At 41.3% G+C, this 23,360-nt stretch carries 23 protein-coding genes, 3 pseudogenes and 1 riboswitch; of the genes and pseudogenes, 9 read left to right on the top strand and 17 right to left on the bottom strand.

What is annotated here, in order from left to right; all coding sequences use genetic code 11:
- Positions 1-263: 263 nt before the first annotated feature.
- A complete protein-coding gene (locus tag EPH95_RS16055; RefSeq protein ID WP_142091017.1) occupies positions 264-758 on the bottom strand; it encodes a CBO0543 family protein in 495 nt (164 codons plus the stop codon).
- A 208-nt stretch (positions 759-966) separates the two neighbouring features.
- Between EPH95_RS16055 and EPH95_RS16050 the strand changes: the two genes are divergently transcribed.
- A complete protein-coding gene (locus EPH95_RS16050; protein WP_142091016.1) occupies positions 967-1,980 on the top strand; it encodes a DUF3231 family protein in 1,014 nt (337 codons plus the stop codon).
- On the opposite strand, the pseudogene EPH95_RS19925 reads toward EPH95_RS16050, so the two are convergent.
- Positions 1,974-2,243 (bottom strand): annotated as a pseudogene (locus tag EPH95_RS19925) (hypothetical protein); the annotation flags it as partial. The gene EPH95_RS16050 and the pseudogene EPH95_RS19925 overlap by 7 nt on opposite strands.
- A 261-nt stretch (positions 2,244-2,504) precedes the next feature.
- On the opposite strand from EPH95_RS19925, the gene EPH95_RS16040 reads away from it, so the two are divergent.
- The 3 genes and pseudogenes from EPH95_RS16040 (at position 2,505) to EPH95_RS18980 (ending at position 5,198) form a co-directional block, all read left to right on the top strand.
- Positions 2,505-3,632 carry a Ger(x)C family spore germination protein gene (locus tag EPH95_RS16040; protein WP_160141824.1) on the top strand — a complete coding sequence of 376 codons (1,128 nt, stop codon included), beginning with the start codon at positions 2,505-2,507 and terminating at the stop codon, positions 3,630-3,632.
- A gap of 343 nt (positions 3,633-3,975) precedes the next feature.
- Positions 3,976-4,041, bottom strand: a riboswitch (Fluoride riboswitch).
- A 205-nt stretch (positions 4,042-4,246) separates the two neighbouring features.
- A pseudogene (locus EPH95_RS19315) lies at positions 4,247-4,510 on the top strand (tyrosine-type recombinase/integrase); the annotation flags it as partial.
- Positions 4,511-5,045: 535 nt separating this feature from the next.
- Positions 5,046-5,198: a hypothetical protein gene (locus EPH95_RS18980; RefSeq protein ID WP_160141823.1), complete on the top strand. Its 153-nt coding sequence runs from the start codon at positions 5,046-5,048 to the stop codon at positions 5,196-5,198.
- A gap of 1,468 nt (positions 5,199-6,666) precedes the next feature.
- Here EPH95_RS18980 and EPH95_RS16030 read toward each other — a convergent pair.
- From EPH95_RS16030 to EPH95_RS15995, 9 genes are all read right to left on the bottom strand, one after another.
- Positions 6,667-6,981 carry a hypothetical protein gene (locus tag EPH95_RS16030; RefSeq protein ID WP_160141822.1) on the bottom strand — a complete coding sequence of 105 codons (315 nt, stop codon included), beginning with the start codon at positions 6,979-6,981 and terminating at the stop codon, positions 6,667-6,669.
- A gap of 60 nt (positions 6,982-7,041) precedes the next feature.
- Complete coding sequence (locus EPH95_RS16025; protein WP_160141821.1) at positions 7,042-7,473, bottom strand: universal stress protein; 432 nt, start codon at positions 7,471-7,473, stop codon at positions 7,042-7,044.
- Positions 7,474-7,848: 375 nt separating this feature from the next.
- Positions 7,849-8,445 carry a hypothetical protein gene (locus EPH95_RS16020; protein WP_142091011.1) on the bottom strand — a complete coding sequence of 199 codons (597 nt, stop codon included), beginning with the start codon at positions 8,443-8,445 and terminating at the stop codon, positions 7,849-7,851.
- A 99-nt stretch (positions 8,446-8,544) separates the two neighbouring features.
- A complete protein-coding gene (locus EPH95_RS16015) occupies positions 8,545-8,865 on the bottom strand; it encodes a hypothetical protein (RefSeq protein WP_160141820.1) in 321 nt (106 codons plus the stop codon).
- A gap of 16 nt (positions 8,866-8,881) precedes the next feature.
- On the bottom strand, positions 8,882-9,010 hold the full coding sequence (locus tag EPH95_RS19550; protein ID WP_264371959.1) for a hypothetical protein: 129 nt from the start codon (positions 9,008-9,010) through the stop codon (positions 8,882-8,884).
- Between the two features lie 489 nt (positions 9,011-9,499).
- The gene (locus EPH95_RS16010) at positions 9,500-10,840 is read right to left on the bottom strand and encodes a TrkH family potassium uptake protein (RefSeq protein WP_142091009.1); all 1,341 of its coding nucleotides are present in this window, start codon (positions 10,838-10,840) and stop codon (positions 9,500-9,502) included.
- 10 nt (positions 10,841-10,850) lie between these two features.
- Positions 10,851-11,528 (bottom strand): potassium channel family protein, encoded by a 678-nt coding sequence (locus EPH95_RS16005; RefSeq protein ID WP_142091008.1) that lies wholly within the window; start codon positions 11,526-11,528, stop codon positions 10,851-10,853.
- A 195-nt stretch (positions 11,529-11,723) separates the two neighbouring features.
- The gene (locus EPH95_RS16000) at positions 11,724-12,050 is read right to left on the bottom strand and encodes a peptidoglycan-binding domain-containing protein (RefSeq protein WP_142091007.1); all 327 of its coding nucleotides are present in this window, start codon (positions 12,048-12,050) and stop codon (positions 11,724-11,726) included.
- Positions 12,051-12,162: 112 nt separating this feature from the next.
- On the bottom strand, positions 12,163-13,290 hold the full coding sequence (locus EPH95_RS15995) for a Ger(x)C family spore germination protein (protein WP_142091006.1): 1,128 nt from the start codon (positions 13,288-13,290) through the stop codon (positions 12,163-12,165).
- A gap of 483 nt (positions 13,291-13,773) precedes the next feature.
- Here EPH95_RS15995 and EPH95_RS15990 point away from each other — a divergent pair, with 483 nt between their 5' ends.
- Complete coding sequence (locus EPH95_RS15990) at positions 13,774-14,229, top strand: hypothetical protein (protein ID WP_142091005.1); 456 nt, start codon at positions 13,774-13,776, stop codon at positions 14,227-14,229.
- A 113-nt stretch (positions 14,230-14,342) separates the two neighbouring features.
- Positions 14,343-15,020, top strand: coding sequence for an adenine nucleotide alpha hydrolase family protein (locus EPH95_RS15985; RefSeq protein ID WP_142091004.1), 678 nt, complete (start codon positions 14,343-14,345; stop codon positions 15,018-15,020).
- 184 nt (positions 15,021-15,204) lie between these two features.
- Here the strand turns inward: EPH95_RS15985 and chrA are convergent, their stop codons facing one another.
- Entirely contained in the window at positions 15,205-16,380 is a 1,176-nt protein-coding gene (chrA, locus tag EPH95_RS15980) for a chromate efflux transporter (protein ID WP_142091003.1), read from the bottom strand.
- Between the two features lie 100 nt (positions 16,381-16,480).
- On the opposite strand from chrA, the gene tnpA reads away from it, so the two are divergent.
- From tnpA to tnpC, 3 genes and pseudogenes are all read left to right on the top strand, one after another.
- The gene (gene tnpA / locus EPH95_RS15975) at positions 16,481-16,831 is read left to right on the top strand and encodes an IS66 family insertion sequence element accessory protein TnpA (RefSeq protein WP_227003902.1); all 351 of its coding nucleotides are present in this window, start codon (positions 16,481-16,483) and stop codon (positions 16,829-16,831) included.
- Entirely contained in the window at positions 16,825-17,178 is a 354-nt protein-coding gene (gene tnpB / locus EPH95_RS15970) for an IS66 family insertion sequence element accessory protein TnpB (protein ID WP_142087553.1), read from the top strand. Before tnpA ends, tnpB begins: the two co-directional genes overlap by 7 nt.
- A gap of 62 nt (positions 17,179-17,240) precedes the next feature.
- Positions 17,241-18,823, top strand: a pseudogene (tnpC, locus tag EPH95_RS15965) (IS66 family transposase).
- Positions 18,824-18,871: 48 nt separating this feature from the next.
- On the opposite strand, the gene EPH95_RS15960 reads toward tnpC, so the two are convergent.
- The 5 genes from EPH95_RS15960 to EPH95_RS15940 all read right to left on the bottom strand — a co-directional run bounded on the left by EPH95_RS15960 (position 18,872) and on the right by EPH95_RS15940 (position 23,348).
- A complete protein-coding gene (locus EPH95_RS15960) occupies positions 18,872-21,310 on the bottom strand; it encodes an ATP-binding protein (protein WP_452596419.1) in 2,439 nt (812 codons plus the stop codon).
- Complete coding sequence (locus EPH95_RS15955) at positions 21,243-21,767, bottom strand: conjugal transfer protein (protein WP_142091002.1); 525 nt, start codon at positions 21,765-21,767, stop codon at positions 21,243-21,245. Before EPH95_RS15955 ends, EPH95_RS15960 begins: the two co-directional genes overlap by 68 nt.
- 68 nt (positions 21,768-21,835) lie before the next feature.
- Positions 21,836-22,090, bottom strand: coding sequence for a hypothetical protein (locus tag EPH95_RS15950; RefSeq protein ID WP_142091001.1), 255 nt, complete (start codon positions 22,088-22,090; stop codon positions 21,836-21,838).
- Between the two features lie 12 nt (positions 22,091-22,102).
- Complete coding sequence (locus EPH95_RS15945) at positions 22,103-23,041, bottom strand: conjugal transfer protein (protein ID WP_160141818.1); 939 nt, start codon at positions 23,039-23,041, stop codon at positions 22,103-22,105.
- Between the two features lie 40 nt (positions 23,042-23,081).
- Positions 23,082-23,348: a hypothetical protein gene (locus EPH95_RS15940; protein ID WP_142090999.1), complete on the bottom strand. Its 267-nt coding sequence runs from the start codon at positions 23,346-23,348 to the stop codon at positions 23,082-23,084.
- Positions 23,349-23,360 lie beyond the last annotated feature (12 nt).

The raw sequence follows: 23,360 nt of genomic DNA, 5'->3' as shown, positions 1-23,360 counted from the left end.
TTGAAACGTGCCTTATACTCGTACATCTTGTATATATTGAGATAAGGGTTGAAGGGACCGATAACTATCCCAAATCGTAAAAATATAAACCCCGGAAGGGCAGCACTCCACCAAGCAACAATGTACGGGCTATGTAAATGCCAAAAATACTCACGTATGCTTTTGTGCGACGAGCTTGATTTGTGTGTGAAAAATTGCAATGGCGAAACTCCTCATTATAAACGGGTGGTATCTTTTATATGTTGATTCTCCGCAATATGACATTACCAATCATGTTTATCACTTACTTTTCTTACAAACACTACAAAACTTTTTGTTATTAAAGACTTCAAGGTAGAACTGATCAAGGAATACCAAAAGTTCCATCCCTTATTCCATTTGACTAAGTTTGTTTTCTTTTCTATCAGCCATTCAACCAAATTTGCTGGAATGGTTAAGGCAAGTAATTTTAAAAAAATTATCTTTGGCTTATCTTTATCCGTCCATTGATTAAAAAAAACGGTAAATGTGGGATATACAAGAACATCAAATAGCAAACTTGTGTTAAATAATTTCGGAAAGTGACGAACGGGATAGGCAAGTACTTTGTAAGAAGCAAGGATATTATCTATGATCCCATTGGTGATCCCATTGAACAAATAAGCGATTACCCAATCTTTTATTGAGGATCGTTTCCTTAGGAGTAAAATGGGTAGGGCCATTAATGTAATCATCAAGGTACCATGCAAAACGAATCGCTCAACTTTATTCCCTCTCATCGAACCCCCCTCTTTCCTCTCCATAGGATGTCTGATAAAAAAGGAAGTATTCATCTCTGAGTTCTAATTTGCAGCATCAATTTTCCCGGAGACGGGATGTTTCAACAGTCTAAGCTTTATTACTTCCTTTGTTCAGGTATTCAAGGTACGCATAGTTATTTCAGGGATGGGAAAAATACGTTAAAACAAGGATTTTGGAGGAAGAACCATGGCCACAACACATAACGCACCTTTATCATCTGCAGAAATCGCACAAATCTGGGCATCTTACCAAGAAGACACTATGTCTATTTGTACGCTAAGATACTTTTTAGAAACGGTTGAAGACCCTGACATTACTGCGTTACTTCAACATGCCCTGGAGTTGTCCCAATCACACATCCCTCAACTCACGGATTTTTTTAATGGTGAAAACTGGCCCGTTCCTAAGGGCTTTACGGAGGCTGACGTTAACTTGAGTGCCCCGCGATTATATACGGATGGTTTTATGCTGATGTCCTTGCTAATGATGGGGATAGTAGGGGTGAATGGATACAGTGCGGCTGTTGGATCATCCGTACGCTTTGATGTGCATGATTACTATTCAAGATGTATGTCAGAAACCGTCGACCTTCATAAACAGGCCGTCGATCTTTTGCTGGAAAAAGGGATGTTTGTCCGTGCCCCTGAGATAACACCACCGGATCAGATCGATTTTGTGACCAATCACGATTTCCTCGGAAAGTGGATGGGAGACAATCGCCCTCTTACAGCTATGGAAACGGGGAACCTTTATGCTAACAGTCAACGTAATATAATGGGAAAGTCACTGCTCATTGGATTTAGCCAGGTGGCACAAGATCCGGAGATTCGTAAACATATGGTGAAGGGAAAGGAAATTGCCGAAAAACACGTAGATGTCTTTAGCTCAAAACTCAATCAAGATGATCTTCCGGCTTCTACTACTTCCGATGCAGGCGTCACCGATGCCACGGTCGCTCCTTTCTCAGACAAGCTCATGATGTTTTACACCAGTGGCCTTATCGCCACGAGTATCGGGTATTACGGCACCGCCATGGCCATGAGTCCACGAAAAGACCTCATCACCGATTATTCTCGCTTAACAGCCGAAATCATGAAATACTCTGCGGAAAGTGCCAAAATCATGATTGACTACGGTTGGATGGAAGAACCACCAAAAGCAAAGGACAGAGACCAGTTGGCGCAGAAAAAGAATCAATGAATAGAAAAGCGAATTTTTTGTTTGATAAGATACTTACTCACACTTTCGCAGCTCAAATGAGGCAGGTAAACCTTGATACAACTGGGTAGACCCGCGATCCATTGTTGGAGTTGACTTTTGATGAATGTTTTCATTTGCTTGTTGCTGTTGTTGAAGACATCATCAAGAAGGTCGACGAGTTGCTGGAGAGCCACAGCCCAATCGAGTTCGCTCACTTCATCACAGACGTCATAAAACATACCGCCAAGCGTCCTTTGGCCGGTGTCTTTTTAATCATGGGCGGTTTAGGAACAGTTGATAACAAAAAGTGAAAAACGTACTAGAACTATAACCAGCACGTTTACTTCTTATCTGCGCCTATACCTACAGCATCATTATCGATTCTTTAGTTGCTTTTTCCTCCTTCTACAATGTCCTCAGCTTCTACCATACATTTGGCAGGTTTTACCTTTATGGTAGTAGCGGTGCCTTCATTTTTTAAATGTTTTGATTGGATAATTTTGGCTAACCAAAAGGTGACGGGTATGTTTCAGCGATTTCAAAAAGAAAAAATAAGCCAACAGAAGGTGATTAAACGGATGAGTATCTTTTCCTTTATGGTCATGTTTCTTGTAGGAGGTTGCAGCCCTGCGTCTCACCATGTGGAAGAGATCCTATATATTCAGGCACAGGGCCATGATTTGGAGGACGGAGAACACCGGACCACTGGTTTAAGTACCATTTTTATGGCTGCGGAAGATGCGTTGCCGGAAAACAAAACGATCAACGTGTCCGGGGAATCACTAGAAACCGTTTATGATTCCCTTCAAGCAGAATCGCCCCGCTATGTTGACACGGGTCGAACGCGCGTGCATTTGTTTCATGAAGATTTCGCCTCCCAAGAGGGCGTTTTTGATACCCTTGATAGGGTTCAAAAGAACCCTATGATCAACCAAGACATGGAGGTAGCAATCACACGAGAACCTGCGCGGGACATGTTAGAGGGGGAATACGATTTTCAACTACCTATCTTTCGTTATTTACAGAATTTGATTGAACAAAATCAGGAGGAGCAGATGCCTCAAACGAGTTTGCATGACTTTCTGTATAATTACTACGCGGAAGGGGCAGATGCTTACATGCCAATGCTTGAACAAAAAGAGGGCCATGTGGGGGTTGTTGGTTTAGCATTATTTCAAGATGATAGGCTTGTTGACGAGCTCAATCTCGAGGATACCCAGATGTTTCGGGGGCTCATCGAGTCTACGGAGGAAGGTACCGTCCATATGAAGCTTAATGAAAACAAAGGGGTAACGTTCCATCGCCTTTCCAGCGATTCGGACTGGACGATCAACCAAGAACCGGACGGCACCCATGTGCAGGTGGATCTGGAAATTAATGGGGCGGTGCGGCAAACGTATGGCATTGAAGGCTATGAGCAAGAAAATATTGAGCAATTGGAGCAGACTGCCACGGAAGAATTTGAACGCCGAATGAGTGAGCTCATCCAATATTTTCAGGATCGAAACATTGATCCCATCGGTATTGGGGAACGAGTTGGGCAGAACGTCAGAGGCCTCGATATTCAACAGTGGGAAGAAGAAGTCTATCCGGACGTAGACGTCGAGGTCAATGTCGATTTTACCATTGAAAACACGGGAGCAGTGGAATAAAATGTTTATGGTCTATGGATATCGGCAATTCTTGGGTTTGTGCTCGTACCTATTCAGTAGCAATGGGTTTTTTCCGTACATTTTATGGGGGCAACGCTTTCCGTTGATTGTCGTTTTTTGTTTGTGTATGAAAGCGAAATATACAGAATCCCCAATGTGTATACCCTCATCCGGAGGCCTGTTAAAGGCAAAAACTGCACAAAACTTATTCAAGAATAGCGCCTCGTTTGCTTAGATAGGATTCCTTTTCCTAATCTATCCAAGTCCATAATCCTAAACAATAGCCTGCACTAAACATGACAAAAATAAAACTCCTAACAGAGCACACACACCCATAAAAGTGTACCTGTTAGGAGTCATTAGCCGCTACTAGACGACAGTTATGGCGAACTCCATCGCCTATGTCTTATTGAGTAACATTGTATACTTGTTTGAAACAAGCTACAAAATGAACCAATGAATGCATTCCTGTTCAGGAAATCAATTTCAACTTGAAGACCGTTACTCCAGAATATGACCCGATCGAATAAGGACCACCAGACCTTCAATCTTATGGATGGAAACAATTTCCTATAAAAACAAGGCTGTCATTATTCTCAGTTTGTTTAAATCTCCTTTTCCAATACCGAGAAAAACCTCCGTCAAAAGACATTTTTAGCCGACGTGTTAAAACCATTTGTCAACGAGGAGATATAGAACCCATTCGTCTCCACGATTTACGCCATTCACACGTCGCTTTACTCATTCATCAAGGAGAAGATTATGCAATGATTAAAAAACGCTTAGGTCATGCTTCCATCAAAACGGACATTGACGTATATGGTCACCTATTTTCGAACAAACAAAGAGAAACAGCCGACCGGTTAGATGATCTTTTTAAAAAATCGGCAACAAGGTGGAACACAGCTGGAACATGGACGCTCATTCAACGACTTTTTTATCACCAAACGAAAAAACACCAACACGCTCGAAGTGTTGGTGTGTCAGTATTTATGTTGGTGCGGTCGAGTGGACTTGAACCACCACGGGATTTAACTCCCACTAGGCCCTCAAATTTGTGGTCACAATTCTGAGTGTGTCATATACTGTAAATTCAACCTTATTTTTATACCTAATTTAGAAATAAGGTTGTTTTTCTTTTCATTTAGTCACATATATGTCACACATAATTACCCATTTTATTAGCCAAATCCCGAACAATAAAAATTTTTCCATCATATTCATTCGTTATTAACACGCCTAAAAATTCCATATTTTATTCCACATTCACGCTTCGATGGTATTGCGACATAGTGGCAATATTTTTTCAGCATAGTACTTAAATCAAGATTTTCCAGCTTTTGTTTTTTTAAGATCCTTGCATTCTTTGAAAATCGGCGTATAATCTTCAATAATTAAGGGGGAGGAGAAAAAATGCGATTACTTAAAACCATTGCTGTGAGGTTTATGTTAACTGGTTCTGCTCTTTTCATGGCTGTTTTACTCCTACCTGTTTTTTTAATTACAGAGCAAGTAGATGAGTTTTCAAGACTAGTAGAGGCAATATTTAAAGATCGAAAAGATTAATCCCCTGTCATTTCACCTCTTGTTAGTAGGGGAGGTGAATTTGTTTTTTCCCTTAAATGGAAACATACCTTATAGAACATAATGACCTAATTAAAGGCAAAGGTAGTACAAGCCTTATTCCGGAGCGCTTCATTAACAGAAAATCGCCACTTTAGGAATGGCAACTAACATGTTGTAAATCATCTTATCCTTTGAACGGTGCTTATCTGGTGCGTCACTTGTTGTTCATACAGCTCAAAAATCTTTTTCTTATGCTTCATCCCTGCCCTATATCTAACTGATTACCCTTGAGTGAAAAGATCTTCATTACCCTCAATATCAATTGTTCTGGGCGAAGACCCTTTCATTGCCCCTCGATATAAAATTCATGTGTCATGCATAAACGGATCAGATAATAGGAACCTACGCCAATGCTCAAGATTTGTATGAATTTCAACCACGGTTTCATGTCGATATGCTCCTTCAAAGGATTCATTTCTTCATCCCATCACACTTTCGATGACCATCGATCATAGGGAGATGACGTCCATCGCTCAAGTTTGTAGGATTGAATCTTGTATGAGCACCTGCTCCGTGGGTTCAACAGAAAAGCGTAAACATCCTTTTATTCAACAGCCCCTGTACTTTCAATCGTCAAATCCACGTTCACATCCACGTCCACATCCGGATATCAATTAACAAAAGGATCGTTATTTAAATTGAGCGACATGGATGAAGAAATAATAATTAAAAACGAGAATAATCTTCACACATTTAAATATGAAGAGATACGCTTTGCGGCAGTGAACGTTTCATAAACATAAATTAACACAGTGAATGATCTGCTAAATATTGGGGACAATATAAAAAGGAAGCCCTTCAATATTTAGACTATCAACGGTGACTTACATTATGCTATAGAGGGGATTCCTATTTATAACACGGGCTTCGGCTCGTGTTTTTGTTACTTTAGCACAAAACGATCCCCTGACAGAAGCCAAGGGATCGAGGAAAGGGAATTGCGGAGGGGTTACAATTAGTCACAATCAAAATAGAACTTGACTGTGCACTCTTTCTCACGCTTGGGTGGGCGTCTTTTTTCTTGCATCCACATCCACAGTGATCATGCTTGCGGCACCCGCAATGATCTTGTAATGTATGTACCTATTTACATACCTATTTACACGAAAAACAAACAATTTAATCAGTGATATTGTTGATGTTATACTAGGTAGCATATTTAAATAAAAATAAAGAACAATTAGATTAGGAAGTGTCTATAATGAACGATATCGTTATTATCGTAACTACAGTAGCGCTGATAGCTATTGTTGCCAGCGTGATAGTGCAGTATACACAAAATAAGAAAAAATAGCCCAGTCATCACATGGGATAAAGAGTGCAATGTGATTGAGAAGGGAGCCCGTAGGCTCCTCGTGCTATTGGAGGGAGAAACTCAGCAGAAAAGCATCCACATTTAGGGATTTCATTAATTTCGTTGCTGTCTTTTCTTTATAATAAATACAATTATAACCTTAATAATCGTTATTCCTAAGCTTGCTGGGATAATTACAATGCTTAAAAGAATCAGTGCACCAAAAAAATCAGCACTATTCAAAAAAGTAATTTCGATTACTGCAAGCAAATACCCAACTGTTAATAAGCCTACTGGCGTAAGTAAATCTGGATAGAATGAAAACTCACCTTTTTGGTTTCTTAATGCCAATTCAAGTGAAAAATAAACAACCACAACCAAAGTGAGACCAACTAATAATGATAAGATATCGTCATTCAAATTACTCACCCAACTTATATATAGATATCCATTGTTCCGTGCAGGGGTTTGAATCAAAAAGAAAGACAATTACTTTACCGTAACTACGTCACATCGAGCCTCTCGAATAATCCCATCAGCCACACTTCCCAAGATGAACTTCTCTGCTTTATTTGCCTGATTAGCCCCCACAACAATGAGATCAATGTCATGCTGGGGGGCTAAGTGTCGGGTGATCCGTGCTTTTGGGGAGCCAGTATCAAAAATCGTCTTAACTTGAGAGACACCTTTATCCTTTGCCTTTTGCTGGTATTTCTCAAGCATCTCATATGCATGCTTTTTCAGTTCTTTCAATTTTGGGTCAAACCGTTCCTGAGTGGTGTATGTCTTTGTATTCAAAACTGTAGCGATATGTAAGGTGGCATCATGATTCATCGCATACACACACGCTTGTTCAAAAGGCTTGTCCCACTCTTGTCCATGAACATCAATCCCGACTAAAATATTTTGATATGAACGCATGTTATACCCCATCCTTTATAATAAAATTCCCAATGTACCTTGATGTTCCATTAACCATTTATTAAATAAGCGCGTCTCGATTATTAGAGTATGTGTTTTAAAAGCTAAAGCTAATTGCCACAAATATAACACTTATAATTAAAGAAATAACCACGGAATATGATAAAATAACGTCCCATTTATCAGATTTATAATCATTATTTTGACTCATCTCATCGACCTTTCTTAATATACTTGCTCATTTTATCATTCGATTTTCTGCCAGAAACTCCTTCAATTATGCCGCAACATGACCCAATTCGGGAAGGACACTTTGTTCCTATGTTTCAGGAAAGCACCCTTTTCCTGAGAGAGAAAATATTCTAGCCTTTATTATTATGGTTTGGCCCCCTTTTCTAAAAAGTAATTAGCGATCTTTCGTTCTTTTACATGGCATTGAAAATCTGAACTAATCTTTTCGGTTATTAACTTTTTCAGATGGGAAACATGCGATCCTGTTAATATTATCTTTTGATTTTTAAAGTCGAAACCACGAATAATTATGTGTGCATGAAGATTATCTTCTTGCATATGAAAAATGCCTATCCAATCAAGTGTTAGGTTATTTACCTTTTGGAGCCTCAACAGTGACATCCGGATAACATCCGTTAAATTGGTTTGCAAGTCAGCTTCTTCAAAGGAAATCAAAAGTCTGTATCCTGGTGAATGCTGTGGTTTATTTCGCTGATTTTGAAGACGATTGACGAAAGAGTACCGTTCTACCTTTTTTGTCTGGTCAAAAAACCCTTGTGACGGATCATAATAAATAGCAGCTTTCTCAATATACCTTAAGTGATTCATCAAAGAAATCACAGGGATACCGTTTGGCTTCTGAAGTAATTGTACATTAACCATATTATAAAACACCAGCTCAATTCCAATTAAAAAATTATCGTAATATAAAGAGAGAGATATTACTTTATCTACATTCATTTGGTTGAAGAGTCATTAGAGTATTTGTTTTAGGAGATTATGGAAACATGCAAGTGACATCTCTGTATCATTGGTTTGGAAAGTGTACGAGCGCTGCCCCTAAAAATTTTTATCAATCAACAAAACGCCGCTTTTATCATCCATAAACTCCGTGAGCATTAATCCAACTTCTGTGTTTCTACTATCGTGAGTCATTGCAAATTTCATCATGGCATAATCCCGTGATCGCTCTCGCCACTGATCATCTCCTCCTTCCCAAACTTGTTTTTTGTATATGGCTTTTGCTTTTCGTTCGTTGTGTGCTTTAATCAATGCATAAAATGGGGAAACGAATTCATAATACTTCATCCTCTGGCCTTCTCCTCCATCAAAACCAAGTGTTTTATTGTAATGATACGTATCGTTCTTTTTGCCCTTCATCTTCCTTGTATTACTACTATCCGATGGCAAGTGTACTTTCTAATGTTTGCAGAATACTATTTTTTACTACAAAATGTTTGAACTTTCCCTTTTCCATTCGGTAGGAAACGTCCTCTTCAAACCCAAAATCCACTGCATGAGCCATATTTGTAGACCATCTAACGTATTAAATTTCATTTGATATCCTCGCCAATACCGCTCTTTCTAGGTCCTCCCCATACCTATGTGCATGAGTGAATAATTTATCGTATTTAAAATGTACACCGCTTACCTCATTTAAAAAATCAATATGTCTTCATTCCTAATAGCACGTTGTAATTGCAATTCAGATACCTCATGTTCGCGGGCATGTTCAAGAAGGGGTAACGCTCACTTCCGATAAATCATATAGAATCCTCCCATAGATATCGATATTCAGTCCTTAGTTAGCTACAAAAAGACAAAAAGAGCCTGCAAATGAGCAGACTCCACCAGTTATCACACACATGTATTCACTTTTTGCAATCAACTATCTTAATTCAGGGTGAACCCCTTGATGTATATGCAACACTCTAATATATAAATCGCACAATGTCAACATAATCATTTGGAAAATATGTGATTTTTAATGCGGATTTATAAATGACAGGCGTTTTTAACCGATAAGCACTTTATCCTCAGGATAACTGATTTTACTTGGGCTTTGTTTATATGTTAACGCATATGCAAGTGTCAACGGTCCTAGTCGTCCCACGAACATGGTAATCATCATAATGACTTTACCGATCGGGGAAAGCTCCTCCGTTAAACCCATGGATAGTCCCGCGGTACTGAATGCAGAGACAACATCAAATAACGTCGTGAGAAAATGAACATTGTAGATGTCTTCGGTGATCGTTAACAGCAGCGTCGCCCCAATGATCCAAGCTAAAGAACTTACCACGACCGCCAGCGCTCGCATGACCGTTTCTAAGGCAATTTTTCGGTGAAAAGCATGGACTTGATGGCCGCTTCTGAACGTATTGATCGTTGCAAGCACAAGAATGGCAAAAGTATTTGTTTTAATTCCTCCGCCGGTACCACCTGTTGAAGCTCCAATAAACATCAGCACGATAATGAAAAATTGCGATGCGACCAACATACTGCTAATATCAAATGTATTAAACCCCGCGCTTCTAGCGGTCGCACTTTGAAAATAAGCAGACCATAAACGTTCGGATAAGCTTAGTCCCTCGGTTGCCGGGTTAAAAAGTCCGACGATGAAAAGAAAAAAGGAGCCCCCGACCAAAAGTATAGCGGATGTGACCAAAACAAGTTTGGAATGTAGGGAAAGTCTCCGTAATGATCGTTTCCGGAATAAGTCAACCAGCACCATAAAACCAAGGCCACCCACAATAAAAAGCACAGACAAGCTTAGATTGACAACGGGATCGCCAATATAATTTTCCATACTGTTGTCAAACAGGGTAAATCCCGCATTATTAAAAGCCATCACGGAATGAAAAAGGGCAAAGTAAGCAGCCTCTGCCCATCCTAACTCACTGCTCCAACGAATCGTTAGAATGATGGCTGTTATGGCCTCCAGAGATAATGCCAAAAGCAGAATCGTCATCGCCAATCGAATGATCCCACGTGCTGAAAACGTATTGGTTGTCGGTTGAAGAAGCAGGCGATATTTCATCCCCATCACTTTCCCAACCAAAATCGCGACGGTTACCCCGAAAACCATAAACCCAAGCCCGCCCAACTGAACGAGAACCATAATAATCACTTGCCCAAATGCTGAAAAGTCTCCGCCGGGTTCTAATACAGCCAGACCGGTCACACATACAGCTGAAACGGCCATGAACAAGGCATCTAAAAAACCAACGCTCTCGCCATCCGCTGAAGCTTGTGGGAGAGCCAGCAAAATCGTCCCTATGATAATGAATATAATAAAACCGAAAATAACCCATTGGGGCGGACTGAAATGAAGGGTTTTCCTAGGCGAAATCATAAGTACACACCTACCTCGGCCTGCTTTTCTCCCGGTAATCTTTTTGCAAGCGACGGATATCCCTATGCTTTCCGATGATCGTCAGAATATCGCCATGATGAATTTTATCTTCGATGTGAGGGGAGATATTCACCTCTTCATCTTTATCTTTAATCGCCATCACAATACACCCATACGTTTTGTTAATATTTAATTCCTGAAGGGTGCATCCATCCATCGCTTTCGGTGCTCGGATTTCAGCCATATTATATTCAGATGAAAGTTCCAGATAATCAATCAGATTGCTGGAACTCAACAAATTCCCCAGTCGATCTCCCATATCCCGTTCCGGAAAAACAATATTGTCGGCACCGATTTTACTGAGCGCTTTCCCGTGATGATCATCTTTTGCTTTCGCCGTAATTTCAGCGACATTCAATTCCTTAAGGATCAATGTTGTTAGAATGCTGGACTGCAAATCTTCGCCGATCCCTACAATGGCATGGGAAAATTTATGTAAACCTAATTGTTCTAAAGCGGTCTCATCCGTCGCATCTACTTGAACGGCATGTGTGACTTTCGGAGCGAGCTCTTGTACGATTTGTTCATCTTTATCAATTGCTAACACATCATTTTCATTTTCAATCAACGTTTTCGTTACACTTTGCCCAAACCTTCCAAGGCCAATGACAACAAATTGATTTTTCATACCAATACCCCCCATTGAGATAGGATAGATACTTCGTTTATAGTATGCCTATGTCGTAGCTGCTAAATTTAAACTGAGTCATTCACTTTCTATCGTTAGAGTATAACTCAAATTTTACTCTAACGCTATATAGTTAATGTATTGTATTACTTTCAAAATTGAAAAGACGATTTCTTTGAGCAATGCTATCTGCCACTAAAATAAAAAAATAAGAGAGAGCCGTTGCATGCTCCCATCCCTTCTTACATACATCCTTAATTTATCATCATATACTACTGTTGTCTGGTTTATTCGTTTAAATAACTTCTTCGAGTTTTTCACGAGTATTCGGCCATAGATGCCGTCTACACCGTTGTTTAATGCGTTTAATGCGTTAATGTCTGGGTAAAAGTTAGCTTCAACAAGGGCTTCTTGAACGGCTCGTACATCATCGCCACGGTAGCCACGGCTTAATAATTCCAGAAGGCATCCCGCTTGAACTACTGCCGCCGCTAGAACCGCCGCTATTTTTCTCCTTGACACCTAACGGAATGCCCGCTGGTTCTTCCCCAAAATGTACGGAAAAAAACCATGCTACTGAAATAGGTATGAGCACCAACCCCAGAATCGTCGATATCCATAGACCATTAGCATTTTATTCCACTGCTCCCGTATCATCAATGGTAAAGTCGACGTTGACATTCACGTCTACGTCCGGATAGACTTCTTCTTCCCACTGTTGAATATCGAGTCCTCTGACGTTCTGTCCCACTCGTTCCCCAATACCGATGGGATCAATGTTTCGATCCTGAAAATATTGGATGAGTTCACTCATTCGGCGTTCAAATTCTTCCGTAGCGACTTGCTCCAATTGCTTAATATTTACCTGTCCATATCCATCAATGCCGTACGACTGCCGTATTGGTCCTTCTATTTCCACATCCACCTGTACATGCGTGCCATCCGATTCTTGGTTGATCGTCCAAGTCGAGCTAGAGGAGAGGCGATGGAAGGTTACCCCTTTGTCGTCGTTAAGCTTCATATGGACGGTACCTTCCTCCGTAGACTCGATGAGCGCCCGAAACATTTGAGCATTATCGGTGTTGATTTCGTCAACAAGCATATCATCTTGAAATAATGCTAAACCGGTAACTCCCACATGGCCCTCTTTTTGTTCCAGCAATGGAAGATAAGGATCCGCCCCTTCCGCGTAGTAATTATACATAAAGTCATGCAAACTCGTTTGCGGCATCTGTTCCTCCTGATTCTGTTCAATCACATCATGTAAATAACGAAAGATAGGTTCTGGAAAATCGTAGTCTCCCTCTAACATGTCCCGCGCAGGTTCTCGTGTGATTGCCACTTCCATGTCTTGGTTGATCATAGGATTTCTTTGAACCGTATCAAGGGCTTGAAAGACGCCCTCTTGGGAGGCGAAATCTTCATGAAACAAATGCACGCGCGCTCGACCCGTGTCAATATAGCGGGGCGATTCTGCTTGAAGGGAATCATAAACGGTTTCTAGTGATTCCCCGGACACGTTGATCGGTTTGTTTTCCGGTAACATATCTTCCGCAGAAGTAAAAATGGTGCTTAAACCAGTGATCCGATATTCCCCGTTTTCCATATCATGGCCCATGGCCTGTATGTATAGGATCTCTTCCACATGATGAGACGTAGGACTGCAGCCACCAACAAGAAACATTGCCATAAAGGAAAGGATATACAGCTGTTTAATCACCTTATGGTGGTTTATTTTTTCTTTTTTAAATCGCTTAAACATACACGTCACCTTCTGGAAATTTAGGTTTAACGTGCACCAAAGATGATAGGGTTATTCGTTACAGAAATCGACCTAGAAGTGTGTATAATTACACAGCACCACTTTTCAGGAAATAAGATCAGACATCAACCTAAAAGGAATTTTCGTAAGAAGTTTTTTGATTTATGGAAAACACCTTGGCTATGCGACGTACACGATAGTTGAACATGCTGTATGTTTAAAAATGGGTTTCTAACAGAGCATGACGGCATCGCCCTACACTCATATATTCGATAATTTTTCATAAAAAGAGGTTGACATTACTTGTGTTATTTATTATGCTACTAATTACAATCTCATTTATGAAGAAACATCCTAAGCCTTAAGGCACGTTTATTTTCATTCACACAATTTAAATATGTAAGATAACCGGTGGAGTCTGCTCAATGCAGGCTCCTTTTTGTCTTTTTTAGCAAGATAAAATCACTAAAAGGAGGAATAACAATGAATATGAGAAGCCAAATCTCACAGATGACGGCAATGTTAATTGAGCATGCACGGTTTCAAGGGGTCTCTGAATTGGAATTACAACGAGCCATTAACGAAGAAGATGTTGATTTTCTGAATCAAATAAGCGGAGATAATTTTCATTATGACGGATTATTCGATTACGCTAAACAACATGGGGAGGCATTAGAGACTGCCATTTTAAAAGGGTATCAAATGAAATTCAACACCTTGACAGGGTTACAAACGGTACTCAAAAATAAATTTTATTTCGAAGAAAATATTGATTATCAAGTTGAAAACCATGAAATCATAGTATCGAAAATGACAGATAAGGAAATACAAAGGCTCATGAGTTTGATCGCCACGAATTGGCGTATATCTCCTCAAGGTAAACAAGATGGAGAAGAAGAACAAACGGTAGTTGTCCATTTGAACACCCTGTTCGCTTAATAAATTTAACGTGCTTTAATCACACCAATTTTTTAACATTAACGCAGACAAGTGAGATACAATACGTTGAAATTTATAAACACTTTCCGTTTTGTTGTAAGGGGTGAAGTTATATGGATCAAAACCAAACGCGATTAGACGAATGCATTCTAACTTGTGTTTACTACGGTCCAAGTGGAGACAGATTGATCAAAAGGGGTGCCAAAATCGCAAAAAAACTGAATTGTCCATTCTATATATTAACGATTAATGAAACAGACGTAGATGACCTTGACCATGATAGAAACCATTATCTAAAGCATTGGGAATCGTTAGCAGACCAATATAACGTAACTGAGTTTATCATACAAACAAGTAACAACCTTCCAATCTCCAAAATGATCTCACAAGTGGCTAAGGAAAAACAAGCGACACAAGTCATTATCGGTCAAACAACCAGAAGCCGTTGGCAGGAGCTAACGAAAGGATCTACTGTAAATACATTGCTCAAAGAACTTCCCTTTGTTGACTTGCACATCATTGCCATGACACGGGGAATGAAAAATTATAAAGATGAGCATTTCGAAAAAGGAGTCCACGCCTATCTGGTCAAAACAAACGACGACCAGTACCGCTTAACCTTTAATCATACGCATTCCTGTTCTCACTCGGGTGTTTTTTATAAAGAGCTTAACACTGACTTTAACAATGGCGTTTTTACATTCAAAAACGGAAAGAAAGTATATGATATCCACATTACGGATGATTATGTGAAAGAATATATTCCTCGGCAACAGAATACCGAGAACTAAATATTAACTGTCTATAAAAGAGATCTCAAGGATCGTACGCTCCCCAATCGCATTCAATAGGTTGTTGTCATGTGATTGGTTTGTAGGCCAACAGTGAAACATTATCGAACTCAGAGAAAAACGAATGATGCTCCCCAACGAGCAATACAAGAACACTTGGATAAATTGAAGTGGGCATACAACCCTAAAAAGAAGCGATTAAGGTACCACCTAATGCTCCTGTAATAACTATTAACCATGGCGGGAGCTTCCAATACACGAGCATGAAAAACAATAAAGCTGCTAATGCAAAATCGATTGGTGCTAAGATGGCACTTGTCCATATCGGTTGGTAAAAGGCTGAAATGAGAATGCCTACAACCGCAGCGTTCACACCCATAAATGCACCTTTAATCTTACTGTTCTTCCTTAATGCGTACCAGAAAGGTAACGTTCCCAAGATGAGAAGAAAAGCCGGCAAAAAGATAGCAATGGTTGCCAGTAGACCGCCTGTCCATCCGCCAATGTCAGCACCAATATACGAAGCAAATGTGAACAGCGGTCCAGGTACAGCTTGAGCAGCACCGTAACCAGCGAGGAAGGATTCTTCACTAATCAATCCTGTCGGAACAAACTCACGTTCCAATAAAGGAAGGACAACATGTCCGCCTCCAAAAACGAGCGAACCTGCGCGATAAAAACTGTCGAATACACCAACCCAAATGCTGGAACTAAGGTTGCTTAAAATCGGTAATCCAATTAAAAGGCCAAAGAATAACGTTAAGCAAATCGTACCAAAGCGACGTGTAAGAGGGAATTTTAAGGAGAATTCATCCACATTAACCGTTTTTCGAAACAGGAAGTAACCAATGATACCTGCAATAAGAATGACGCCGACTTGTGAGAGAAAATGCGGAATTAATAAGGTGGCAATCAATGCAAATAGCGCAATTGTTTTTCTCGTAAGATCGGGCGTCAAGTTCTGTGCCATACCAAGAATCGCATGTGCGACCACAGCAACGGCTACAATTTTTAACCCTTGGATAAAGCCGGCATCAGCAACGCCGTATGTCTGTGCGACAAAAGCAAAGAAAATGAGAACCATTACTGAAGGAAACGTAAATCCGAAGAAAGAAATAAAGCCACCGAGGACACCGCCTCGCATGACGCCAATGCCAATGCCTACTTGACTACTTGCCGGTCCAGGTAGAAACTGACTTAAAGCAACCAAATCCGCATAGCTTTTTTCGTCCATCCATTTTCGTCTTCGAACATACTCTTCATGAAAATAACCCAGATGGGCAATCGGACCGCCAAATGACGTCAGTCCAAGCCTTGTAGAAACAACTAGAATTTCTAAAAGTTGTTTGAAATAAAGCATGTTTTACACCTCGACTTTAATCTTTGATTTCTTTAAAGGTAAGCGTCAAATAGAATACACATAGGAATCAAAAGTCATCCGTGCCATAATCGCCTTAGAAATGATTGCGGGAGGTTATGTGATGACGCTGAAAGACAAGAGAATCGAGTGGAAAGCTCGGTATGATGCCTGGAAAGAAAGCGGACAACGTGTGGCCGAATGGTGTCGTGAGCAGGACATCAACGTCAATCAAATGTATTATTGGGTCCAGCGATTCAAGGATGACAAGATATCATCGGAACCGGATTCAACCCAATGGCTGACGGTCCAAGTCGACGATGATGATCCTATACCTTCCGGAGGATCGGAACCTATCTTTATTCACTACGGTGCCATCTCCGTCGAAGTAAGGCCGGGCGCCCATGTTGGGTTATTATCCGATATCATTCATGTGTTGCGAAGCCAATGTTGAATGTATCATTCGAGCGCGTGTACCTGGCTCGGGGAAACACGGATCTTCGCAAATCGATCGACGGTCTGGCCGTTATTGTCCAACAATGCTTTGATCTCGATCCTTTTTCCCCTTGTCTGTTCGTGTTTTGTAATCGGAAACGTGACAAGTTGAAAATCCTGCAGTGGGAGCACAACGGCTTTTGGCTCCATTACCGCAGGTTGGAAAATGGCACATTCCATTGGCCATCGGAAACAGAAACGGCACCCATGACCATCAGTCCGCGCCAACTTCGGTGGCTGCTGGATGGTTTGCCCATCGAGCAGAGGCAGGCCCATCGGGAGGTCAAAGCGCGTACCATTCTATAGAACATTGAAATTTAGAAATACGGGCATTCGACTGGGCAAGTTGGATGCTTTTCCGTATACTTATGGTATGGCACATACAGCGCAATCATCAAACCCATCAATTGCATATTATCGAGCGCAAAATGAAAAGCTTGAGCTGGAAAAAGAGGCGTTGGAGGCTAAAGTCCAATGGTACGAAGAACAATTTCGCCTAAGCCAACAACGCAGATTCGGATCTTCCAGTGAGAAGACCGATGAAGACCAGCTCTCTCTTTTCAATGAGGTCGAAGGTACATCCACCCCGACGGTTGAAGAATCAACGGTCGAAACGGTTACATATAAACGCAAGAAACAGCGTGGCCAACGCGAACAAAAGCTCGAAAACCTGCCGACGGAAACGATGGACTATCATTTATCCGATGAGGAGCAGGTCTGTTCGTGTTGTGGCGGAGCCCTACACGATATGAGTACGGACGTGCGAAAAGAATTAAAGGTCATTCCAGCGCAAGTGAAAGTCGTGGAGCACGTCCGCCATGTCTATGGCTGCCGCCATTGTGAACGCCATGACATCGAAACGCCTATCGTGACAGCGAAGATGCCGGAACCGGCATTTCCGGGAAGCTTAGCCTCTCCATCCGCCGTGGCTCATGCCATGACCCAGAAATATGTGGAAGGCATGCCCTTGTATCGGCAAGAGAAACACCTGGAACGTTTCGGTGTATCTATCCCCCGCCAGACTCTGGCCAATTGGATGATGTCCGGTGCCAACACGTGGCTCGAGCTGATTTACAACGAAATGCATGCCCAACTATTAGAGCTGGATGCCTTACACGCGGATGAGACAACCTTACAAGTGTTATCCGAACCGGAACGATCGGCAACATCGAAGTCCTATATGTGGCTGTTTCGCTCCGGACAAGCCGATGTGCCCATGGTGCTGTACGATTATCAGCAGACCCGGGCGAATAAGCATCCCCGCCGATTCCTGGATGGCTTTCAGGGCTACCTGCATGTCGATGGTTACGCAGGATACAATGGCCTTCCCCATGTCCGTTTGGTCGGCTGTTGGGCGCATGCGCGTCGTAAATTCACGGAAGCGCTGCAGGCATTGCCTGAATCCGCAGCCACGACGTCTGTGAAAGCGAAAGAAGGTTTGGCCTTCTGCAATCAGCTTTTTGACATTGAACGCCATTTAAAGGACGCAAGTCCACAAGAACGCTATGAAAAGCGTTTGGAACGCAGCCAGCCCGTACTGGAGGCTTTTTTGGCATGGCTTCAAGAACAAACGCCACATGTATTACCAAAAAGTGCGCTTGGCAAGGCGATTAAATATTGTCGTAACCAATGGGAGCGTTTAGAGGCATTTTTAGAGGATGGCCGATTGGAGATCGATAACAATCGAGCCGAACGATCCATCAAGCCGTTTGTGATGGGGAGGAAAAATTGGCTGTTTAGCAACACCGCAAAGGGAGCAAAATCCAGTGCGATGATCTATAGTATTGTGGAGACAGCCAAGGAAAACGGATTGAATCCATTCCACTACCTTAGCTATTTGTTTGAGGAACTTCCCAATATGGATACAACAGATCAAGCGCAATTGGCTCAACTTCTGCCATGGTCCAAAACACTCCCGCAAGAATGTTTCGTCCCTAATCAATCTAAATAAAGCATACATGACATCCCCGCCTGTTATTAGGTGGGGATTATTTGACGCTTACTCTGCTGACGCAACCGCCGACGCTTCGACCGTTTCAAATGCGCCTGCCCATTCATCAAAAAGGCATTCCACACTAATTTTTGCTGTCCGTCTATAATAATCTTTAAACAGACACTGCCCTTGAAACATGCCATCCAGCATATCCATATTTTCTTCACTTGCTTCCATGTTCATCCACTTCAAAACATCTTCTCTTTCCGTTGGTTCGTCAAAGGCGAACGCCACCCCAAAATTATTCGATTCTTCTTCTCTCAAAGCGTCTTTGGTTGATTGGGAAATAAAATAAAGCGCATTACTGTAACTGCGCCCGACCCTCCGCATCTTCTTTTCAACTTTCTTCCCCGTCGGGTTTGCCGTCAACATCCAAGCTTCATCAATAAACTCTGCTGTCCGTTCTTCCTTGTTATTCCCAAACAACTCACAATACCGACCTAACGCATACATTACCGCACTTGACTTCATTTGTTCACTCGTATAACTCTCATAGGAATCATTGACCTCCGGTAAATCTAAGTTCTCAATTTCGACAATGTTAATGCGTTTATTCAAAGATAAGGCATGATTGGAGCCATCATGCACACACAACCGCATGACGCCATCAGCCATCACTTCATATAAAAAGTTTCCTGCCTTTTGAACACTCACATCCTCATGATCTTGCATTTCATAGACCACATGCATACTGCCAACCGTCATGCCTTTTTCACGCTGTTCCTTTACTTTCGTAATGGATTGAAGAAAAGCCGTATGCACATCATCTTTCCCTTTAAAATCATACACCTGCTCAAAGATCATCTGCACCATTTCTTTTTGTTGCGTTGAAGGCAGGAAAACAATCGGGTCTAAGGCTCCCCAATTGGCTTGATCTTCAGGATCGAGGGTAATAAAATGAAACGTTTCTAAATGCTCCACAAATAAAGGGAAATCCCTTCTTACATCTGGATTCTTCATCACCTTTCTTATCCATTTCCGCAGCTCTTTTTTCGGATCGATATACAAGCATTTGACATTTAATAGGGAAATATAGATAAACAGTAACTTCGCCAAAAATGATTTACCGTTCCCTGTATCCCCCGTAATTAGTACATGCGGTGATTTTGTCTTTGTGCCTTTGATTTGCTGGTTTGCTAAGAATGGATGAAAGAATACAGGATCACGACTGGCTCCTATGGCCGCATCTAAATCCTTATGCTGTTCAAACCGGTCTATCCAACCGATGAAAAAACCAACGTTGCTACCTACTGCTGCATTCACGCCAAAGAAACACTCAGCCAAACCATCTTGCGCTGTTTTTTGCATCCAGTTCCGATCTTTAACGTCAATGAGTTCCCCAGGTAGGAATTTATAAAAAAGGGATAATTGATCGGCGACGGGTATTCGTGCAACAACACCCATCGACTTTAACCGTCGTTTAACCATCTTCGCCCTTGTTAAACATTCCTTTTTCGTCGTTCCATCAACGATCACCACAGCCATCCAATTCAACATATGGACATCATCTTTTTTAATATCATCCTGCAAGTACCTGATCATCTGGTCACTTTCGCTTATAGACGCATCCGTTTCATCCCCGACCATATTTTGCTCTTTCGCTGATTCACGCAGCTGTCGCTTTTTTACATTTAATTTCATTTTCGTTTGGGCCTTGCTTTCCACTTGTGCTTTAATATCCACTTCCACCGGAAACGGTAAGGCTTGCGTTTCATAAAACAAATCGCTATCTGCCATGTTCCGAGGAAATTCGTCTACAACGACAAAACTAATATAGCCATCATCTTCGTCACTATTGAGTTTCAGAACGGATGGGGAAGTAGGATCAATGAGCGTATTTGTGACTGCCTTTCGTGATGCATTCGCCATTTCATCGGATACCTGATGATCTAAGCCACGAATGAAATGATAGCGATTCACATAAATCATTTCATCTTGCGTTAATGGAACACCGTCAATCATCGCCATCGTATCATTCAATTCGTTTTCGGCTTCCGCAAATTGATCAAAGAAAGATGTTGTCACATCCTGCTCCCAACCCAAGAGATTTACAATTGTGTCTGTTGCGGTTGAAAACATAGCCAAGACATTTCCTTTCATGTCCGCATCCACGCGTATCATATCTGCTTTTAATCGAACACCAACGATAAAATCATTTTTTGTTACCGTCCCCAACCTTTGCTCTAACAGTGATTCTGTTTCCCCCAAGTAATAGGCCGCCATAGTCTCTGTATCCCATGCGACATCCTGCTGTAAATGCTCAAAACGCTCATTTAATTGATATTCCTGCGGATACATCATGAAATGAAAATCTTGATACTTTGTTAACTCCTGCAAAAATTCCCGCCATCGTTTTTTATGGCCTTCCACTTCCTTGTCATTTTGCTTGGGAATGGACTTTGGTTTTACTCGATGATACGCCCAAACGTCGCCCGTTCTCGTCAATAATAGGTTCTCCTGCATGGTTTTCATAGGCGTTTGTAACTCGACCATCTTTTCTTTTCACCACCTCTACACATTTCCGAAACGTTATTTTATTATCATCCATCCATTGCACATCCCGATCATTACAAAATCTTTTATTGATAAGTTTTACCCTTAAAAAATACTTAAGCAACCCAAACAGATACAAATAAATGTTTTTACCATCTGGATTAACCTTTCGCATGACCATCGTCAAACACAAAGGCACACCAATCAAAATAATCACAAACGTTAATTCAAACGTGAACGGAAAAACTAATCGTACGACATACATCAATAACCCTGTTATTGCCATAAATACAAGAAAATTGATGGTTGGGATCAACTCAATCGCAAAAGGTAACGAGTAACCATCCGTCAATTGCTGAATTCGTTTAGGCTCTCGGAACGCCTGACGATAATTAAAAACGACTCTCATACATTCACCCTTTCATAACCTTTAAAAGTTCCTGCCAAGGTGATTGACAGGAACATCAAAATTACCGTTTACAAAAGGTCAATTAACGCTTCAATCCAATCCGTGACTTGACCCCAATTTTGAACCACAAAGGTGACAACGCCAGCAAATATACAGGCACTGACAACGGCACCTACTCTAAATTTTGCAAGATGTTTTGTAACCAAAAAAACGACGATCAACGTGATCGCCTGTGTGACAATATTTAACGCCCAAGACTCGACCTCGCCAAGATCAGGCAAACTTGCCGCCCCCAAAATCATCATAAACGCAAAGGTTCCCATTTTTTAGACCTCCTATTGAATCTCCATAGCCTCAACAATATAATTTTCATTCATTTGCTCGACATAGAATGCGACTTCAAATTCATAATCCAGCCCCGTCACGTCATCAACCATCTGAACATCCGTATAAACAGAAAAACCTTCGTCCTGTTCTTCGATGGATTCATTAACCATCCCCTCATAAACAAAAGCACCGTCCAAACTTTCTGGCTCACGCATCATATAAGAAAGATCATCTTCCTCACCTGTTGCATATTCCTCGAAAAACTCATCCAAGAAACTAAGAATGGCCTCTTGTTCTTCCCCTACATACTCATCGACGTTTCTTTCCTCTTCCTCAACGGCTATCGATGCAGAAAGATCTTCAACCTCTGTAAAATACGGCTCGCGCTTTACCGCATATTGACCGCCTTGCTCCATGACAGGAACATGGAGTAATAACGTTTGTTCTTCCGTCGTTCCTTCTCCGCTATCACTGATATATGTCACTTCATATTCAAAAACAGCTCCCTCATCTGTTTCATCAACGTGAAATAAGCTAACATCTTCCAACCGTCGCTCCCCTTCCATGTCAACATCAACCATTTGCCATTCTGCTTCCGTATCCGTTGATACCATATATTCATGTAATGCCTCTCGCCGTTCTTCTAAAGCATCAGGGTCATCACTGACATTGATATACGCATCCACAAAATCCCGCAAGAAAAAATCAGCACTAACAATATCTAATTCACTTTCTTCTTCCTGTTCAGCGTCATCATCGTTGACGGCTACTCGCAAATCATTGAACGTAGATCGAGTATTGATGGAGAGCATAACAGCAAGCGTAGAGAAGAAAAGTAATCCTCCAATCAACCCCCAAACCGCAAATGCTGTCCGTTTCGACGTATCTTTTCGTATGCCAGATTTCTCTTTCTCGGGTTTATGAATATTGGCTTTCCGTCGTTTCATCCGTGAACATAAATGCTTGATATTTTCCCTCAAAATGGCCTCACCTCTCTTTTTCCAACCAATAAATAAAGGATGCTACACGATGTAGCACCCTTCTTGGCGACGCATTTTCCATATACACTTTTTCATCTTTTCCACGCGGGTAATACGTCACCTTATAAAACATATACCGATACGTAACGTACCCCTGCTTTCGTTCCCCTTCAACAATCAGCGATGTGTTTTTGGATAAATCTTTCACAAAAACTTGATGACTCACACCAACTTGAAATCCCAATTCTCTGAAACGATCCGTAATGGTCTTCATGCTCTTCACCTG

This window comes from Salicibibacter halophilus (assembly GCF_006740705.1).
Taxonomy (GTDB): Bacteria; Bacillota; Bacilli; order Bacillales; family Marinococcaceae; genus Salicibibacter; species Salicibibacter halophilus.
This window is presented reverse-complemented; position numbering and strand designations above follow the sequence as displayed.

What these genes read in the sequence shown, in the direction of transcription:
- EPH95_RS16055 (WP_142091017.1), bottom strand. Translation starts at nt 758, where the DNA reads ATGAGAGGGAATAAAGTTGAGCGATTCGTTTTGCATGGTACCTTGATG.
- EPH95_RS16050 (WP_142091016.1), top strand. Translation starts at nt 967, where the DNA reads ATGGCCACAACACATAACGCACCTTTATCATCTGCAGAAATCGCACAA.
- EPH95_RS16040 (WP_160141824.1), top strand. Translation starts at nt 2,505, where the DNA reads ATGTTTCAGCGATTTCAAAAAGAAAAAATAAGCCAACAGAAGGTGATT.
- EPH95_RS18980 (WP_160141823.1), top strand. Translation starts at nt 5,046, where the DNA reads ATGCGATTACTTAAAACCATTGCTGTGAGGTTTATGTTAACTGGTTCT.
- EPH95_RS16025 (WP_160141821.1), bottom strand. Translation starts at nt 7,473, where the DNA reads ATGCGTTCATATCAAAATATTTTAGTCGGGATTGATGTTCATGGACAA.
- EPH95_RS16020 (WP_142091011.1), bottom strand. Translation starts at nt 8,445, where the DNA reads ATGAATGTAGATAAAGTAATATCTCTCTCTTTATATTACGATAATTTT.
- EPH95_RS16015 (WP_160141820.1), bottom strand. Translation starts at nt 8,865, where the DNA reads ATGAAGGGCAAAAAGAACGATACGTATCATTACAATAAAACACTTGGT.
- EPH95_RS19550 (WP_264371959.1), bottom strand. Translation starts at nt 9,010, where the DNA reads ATGGCTCATGCAGTGGATTTTGGGTTTGAAGAGGACGTTTCCTACCGA.
- EPH95_RS16010 (WP_142091009.1), bottom strand. Translation starts at nt 10,840, where the DNA reads ATGATTTCGCCTAGGAAAACCCTTCATTTCAGTCCGCCCCAATGGGTT.
- EPH95_RS16005 (WP_142091008.1), bottom strand. Translation starts at nt 11,528, where the DNA reads ATGAAAAATCAATTTGTTGTCATTGGCCTTGGAAGGTTTGGGCAAAGT.
- EPH95_RS15995 (WP_142091006.1), bottom strand. Translation starts at nt 13,290, where the DNA reads ATGTTTAAGCGATTTAAAAAAGAAAAAATAAACCACCATAAGGTGATT.
- EPH95_RS15990 (WP_142091005.1), top strand. Translation starts at nt 13,774, where the DNA reads ATGAATATGAGAAGCCAAATCTCACAGATGACGGCAATGTTAATTGAG.
- EPH95_RS15985 (WP_142091004.1), top strand. Translation starts at nt 14,343, where the DNA reads ATGGATCAAAACCAAACGCGATTAGACGAATGCATTCTAACTTGTGTT.
- chrA (WP_142091003.1), bottom strand. Translation starts at nt 16,380, where the DNA reads ATGCTTTATTTCAAACAACTTTTAGAAATTCTAGTTGTTTCTACAAGG.
- tnpA (WP_227003902.1), top strand. Translation starts at nt 16,481, where the DNA reads ATGATTGCGGGAGGTTATGTGATGACGCTGAAAGACAAGAGAATCGAG.
- tnpB (WP_142087553.1), top strand. Translation starts at nt 16,825, where the DNA reads ATGTTGAATGTATCATTCGAGCGCGTGTACCTGGCTCGGGGAAACACG.
- EPH95_RS15955 (WP_142091002.1), bottom strand. Translation starts at nt 21,767, where the DNA reads ATGAGAGTCGTTTTTAATTATCGTCAGGCGTTCCGAGAGCCTAAACGA.
- EPH95_RS15950 (WP_142091001.1), bottom strand. Translation starts at nt 22,090, where the DNA reads ATGGGAACCTTTGCGTTTATGATGATTTTGGGGGCGGCAAGTTTGCCT.
- EPH95_RS15945 (WP_160141818.1), bottom strand. Translation starts at nt 23,041, where the DNA reads ATGAAACGACGGAAAGCCAATATTCATAAACCCGAGAAAGAGAAATCT.
- EPH95_RS15940 (WP_142090999.1), bottom strand. Translation starts at nt 23,348, where the DNA reads ATGAAGACCATTACGGATCGTTTCAGAGAATTGGGATTTCAAGTTGGT.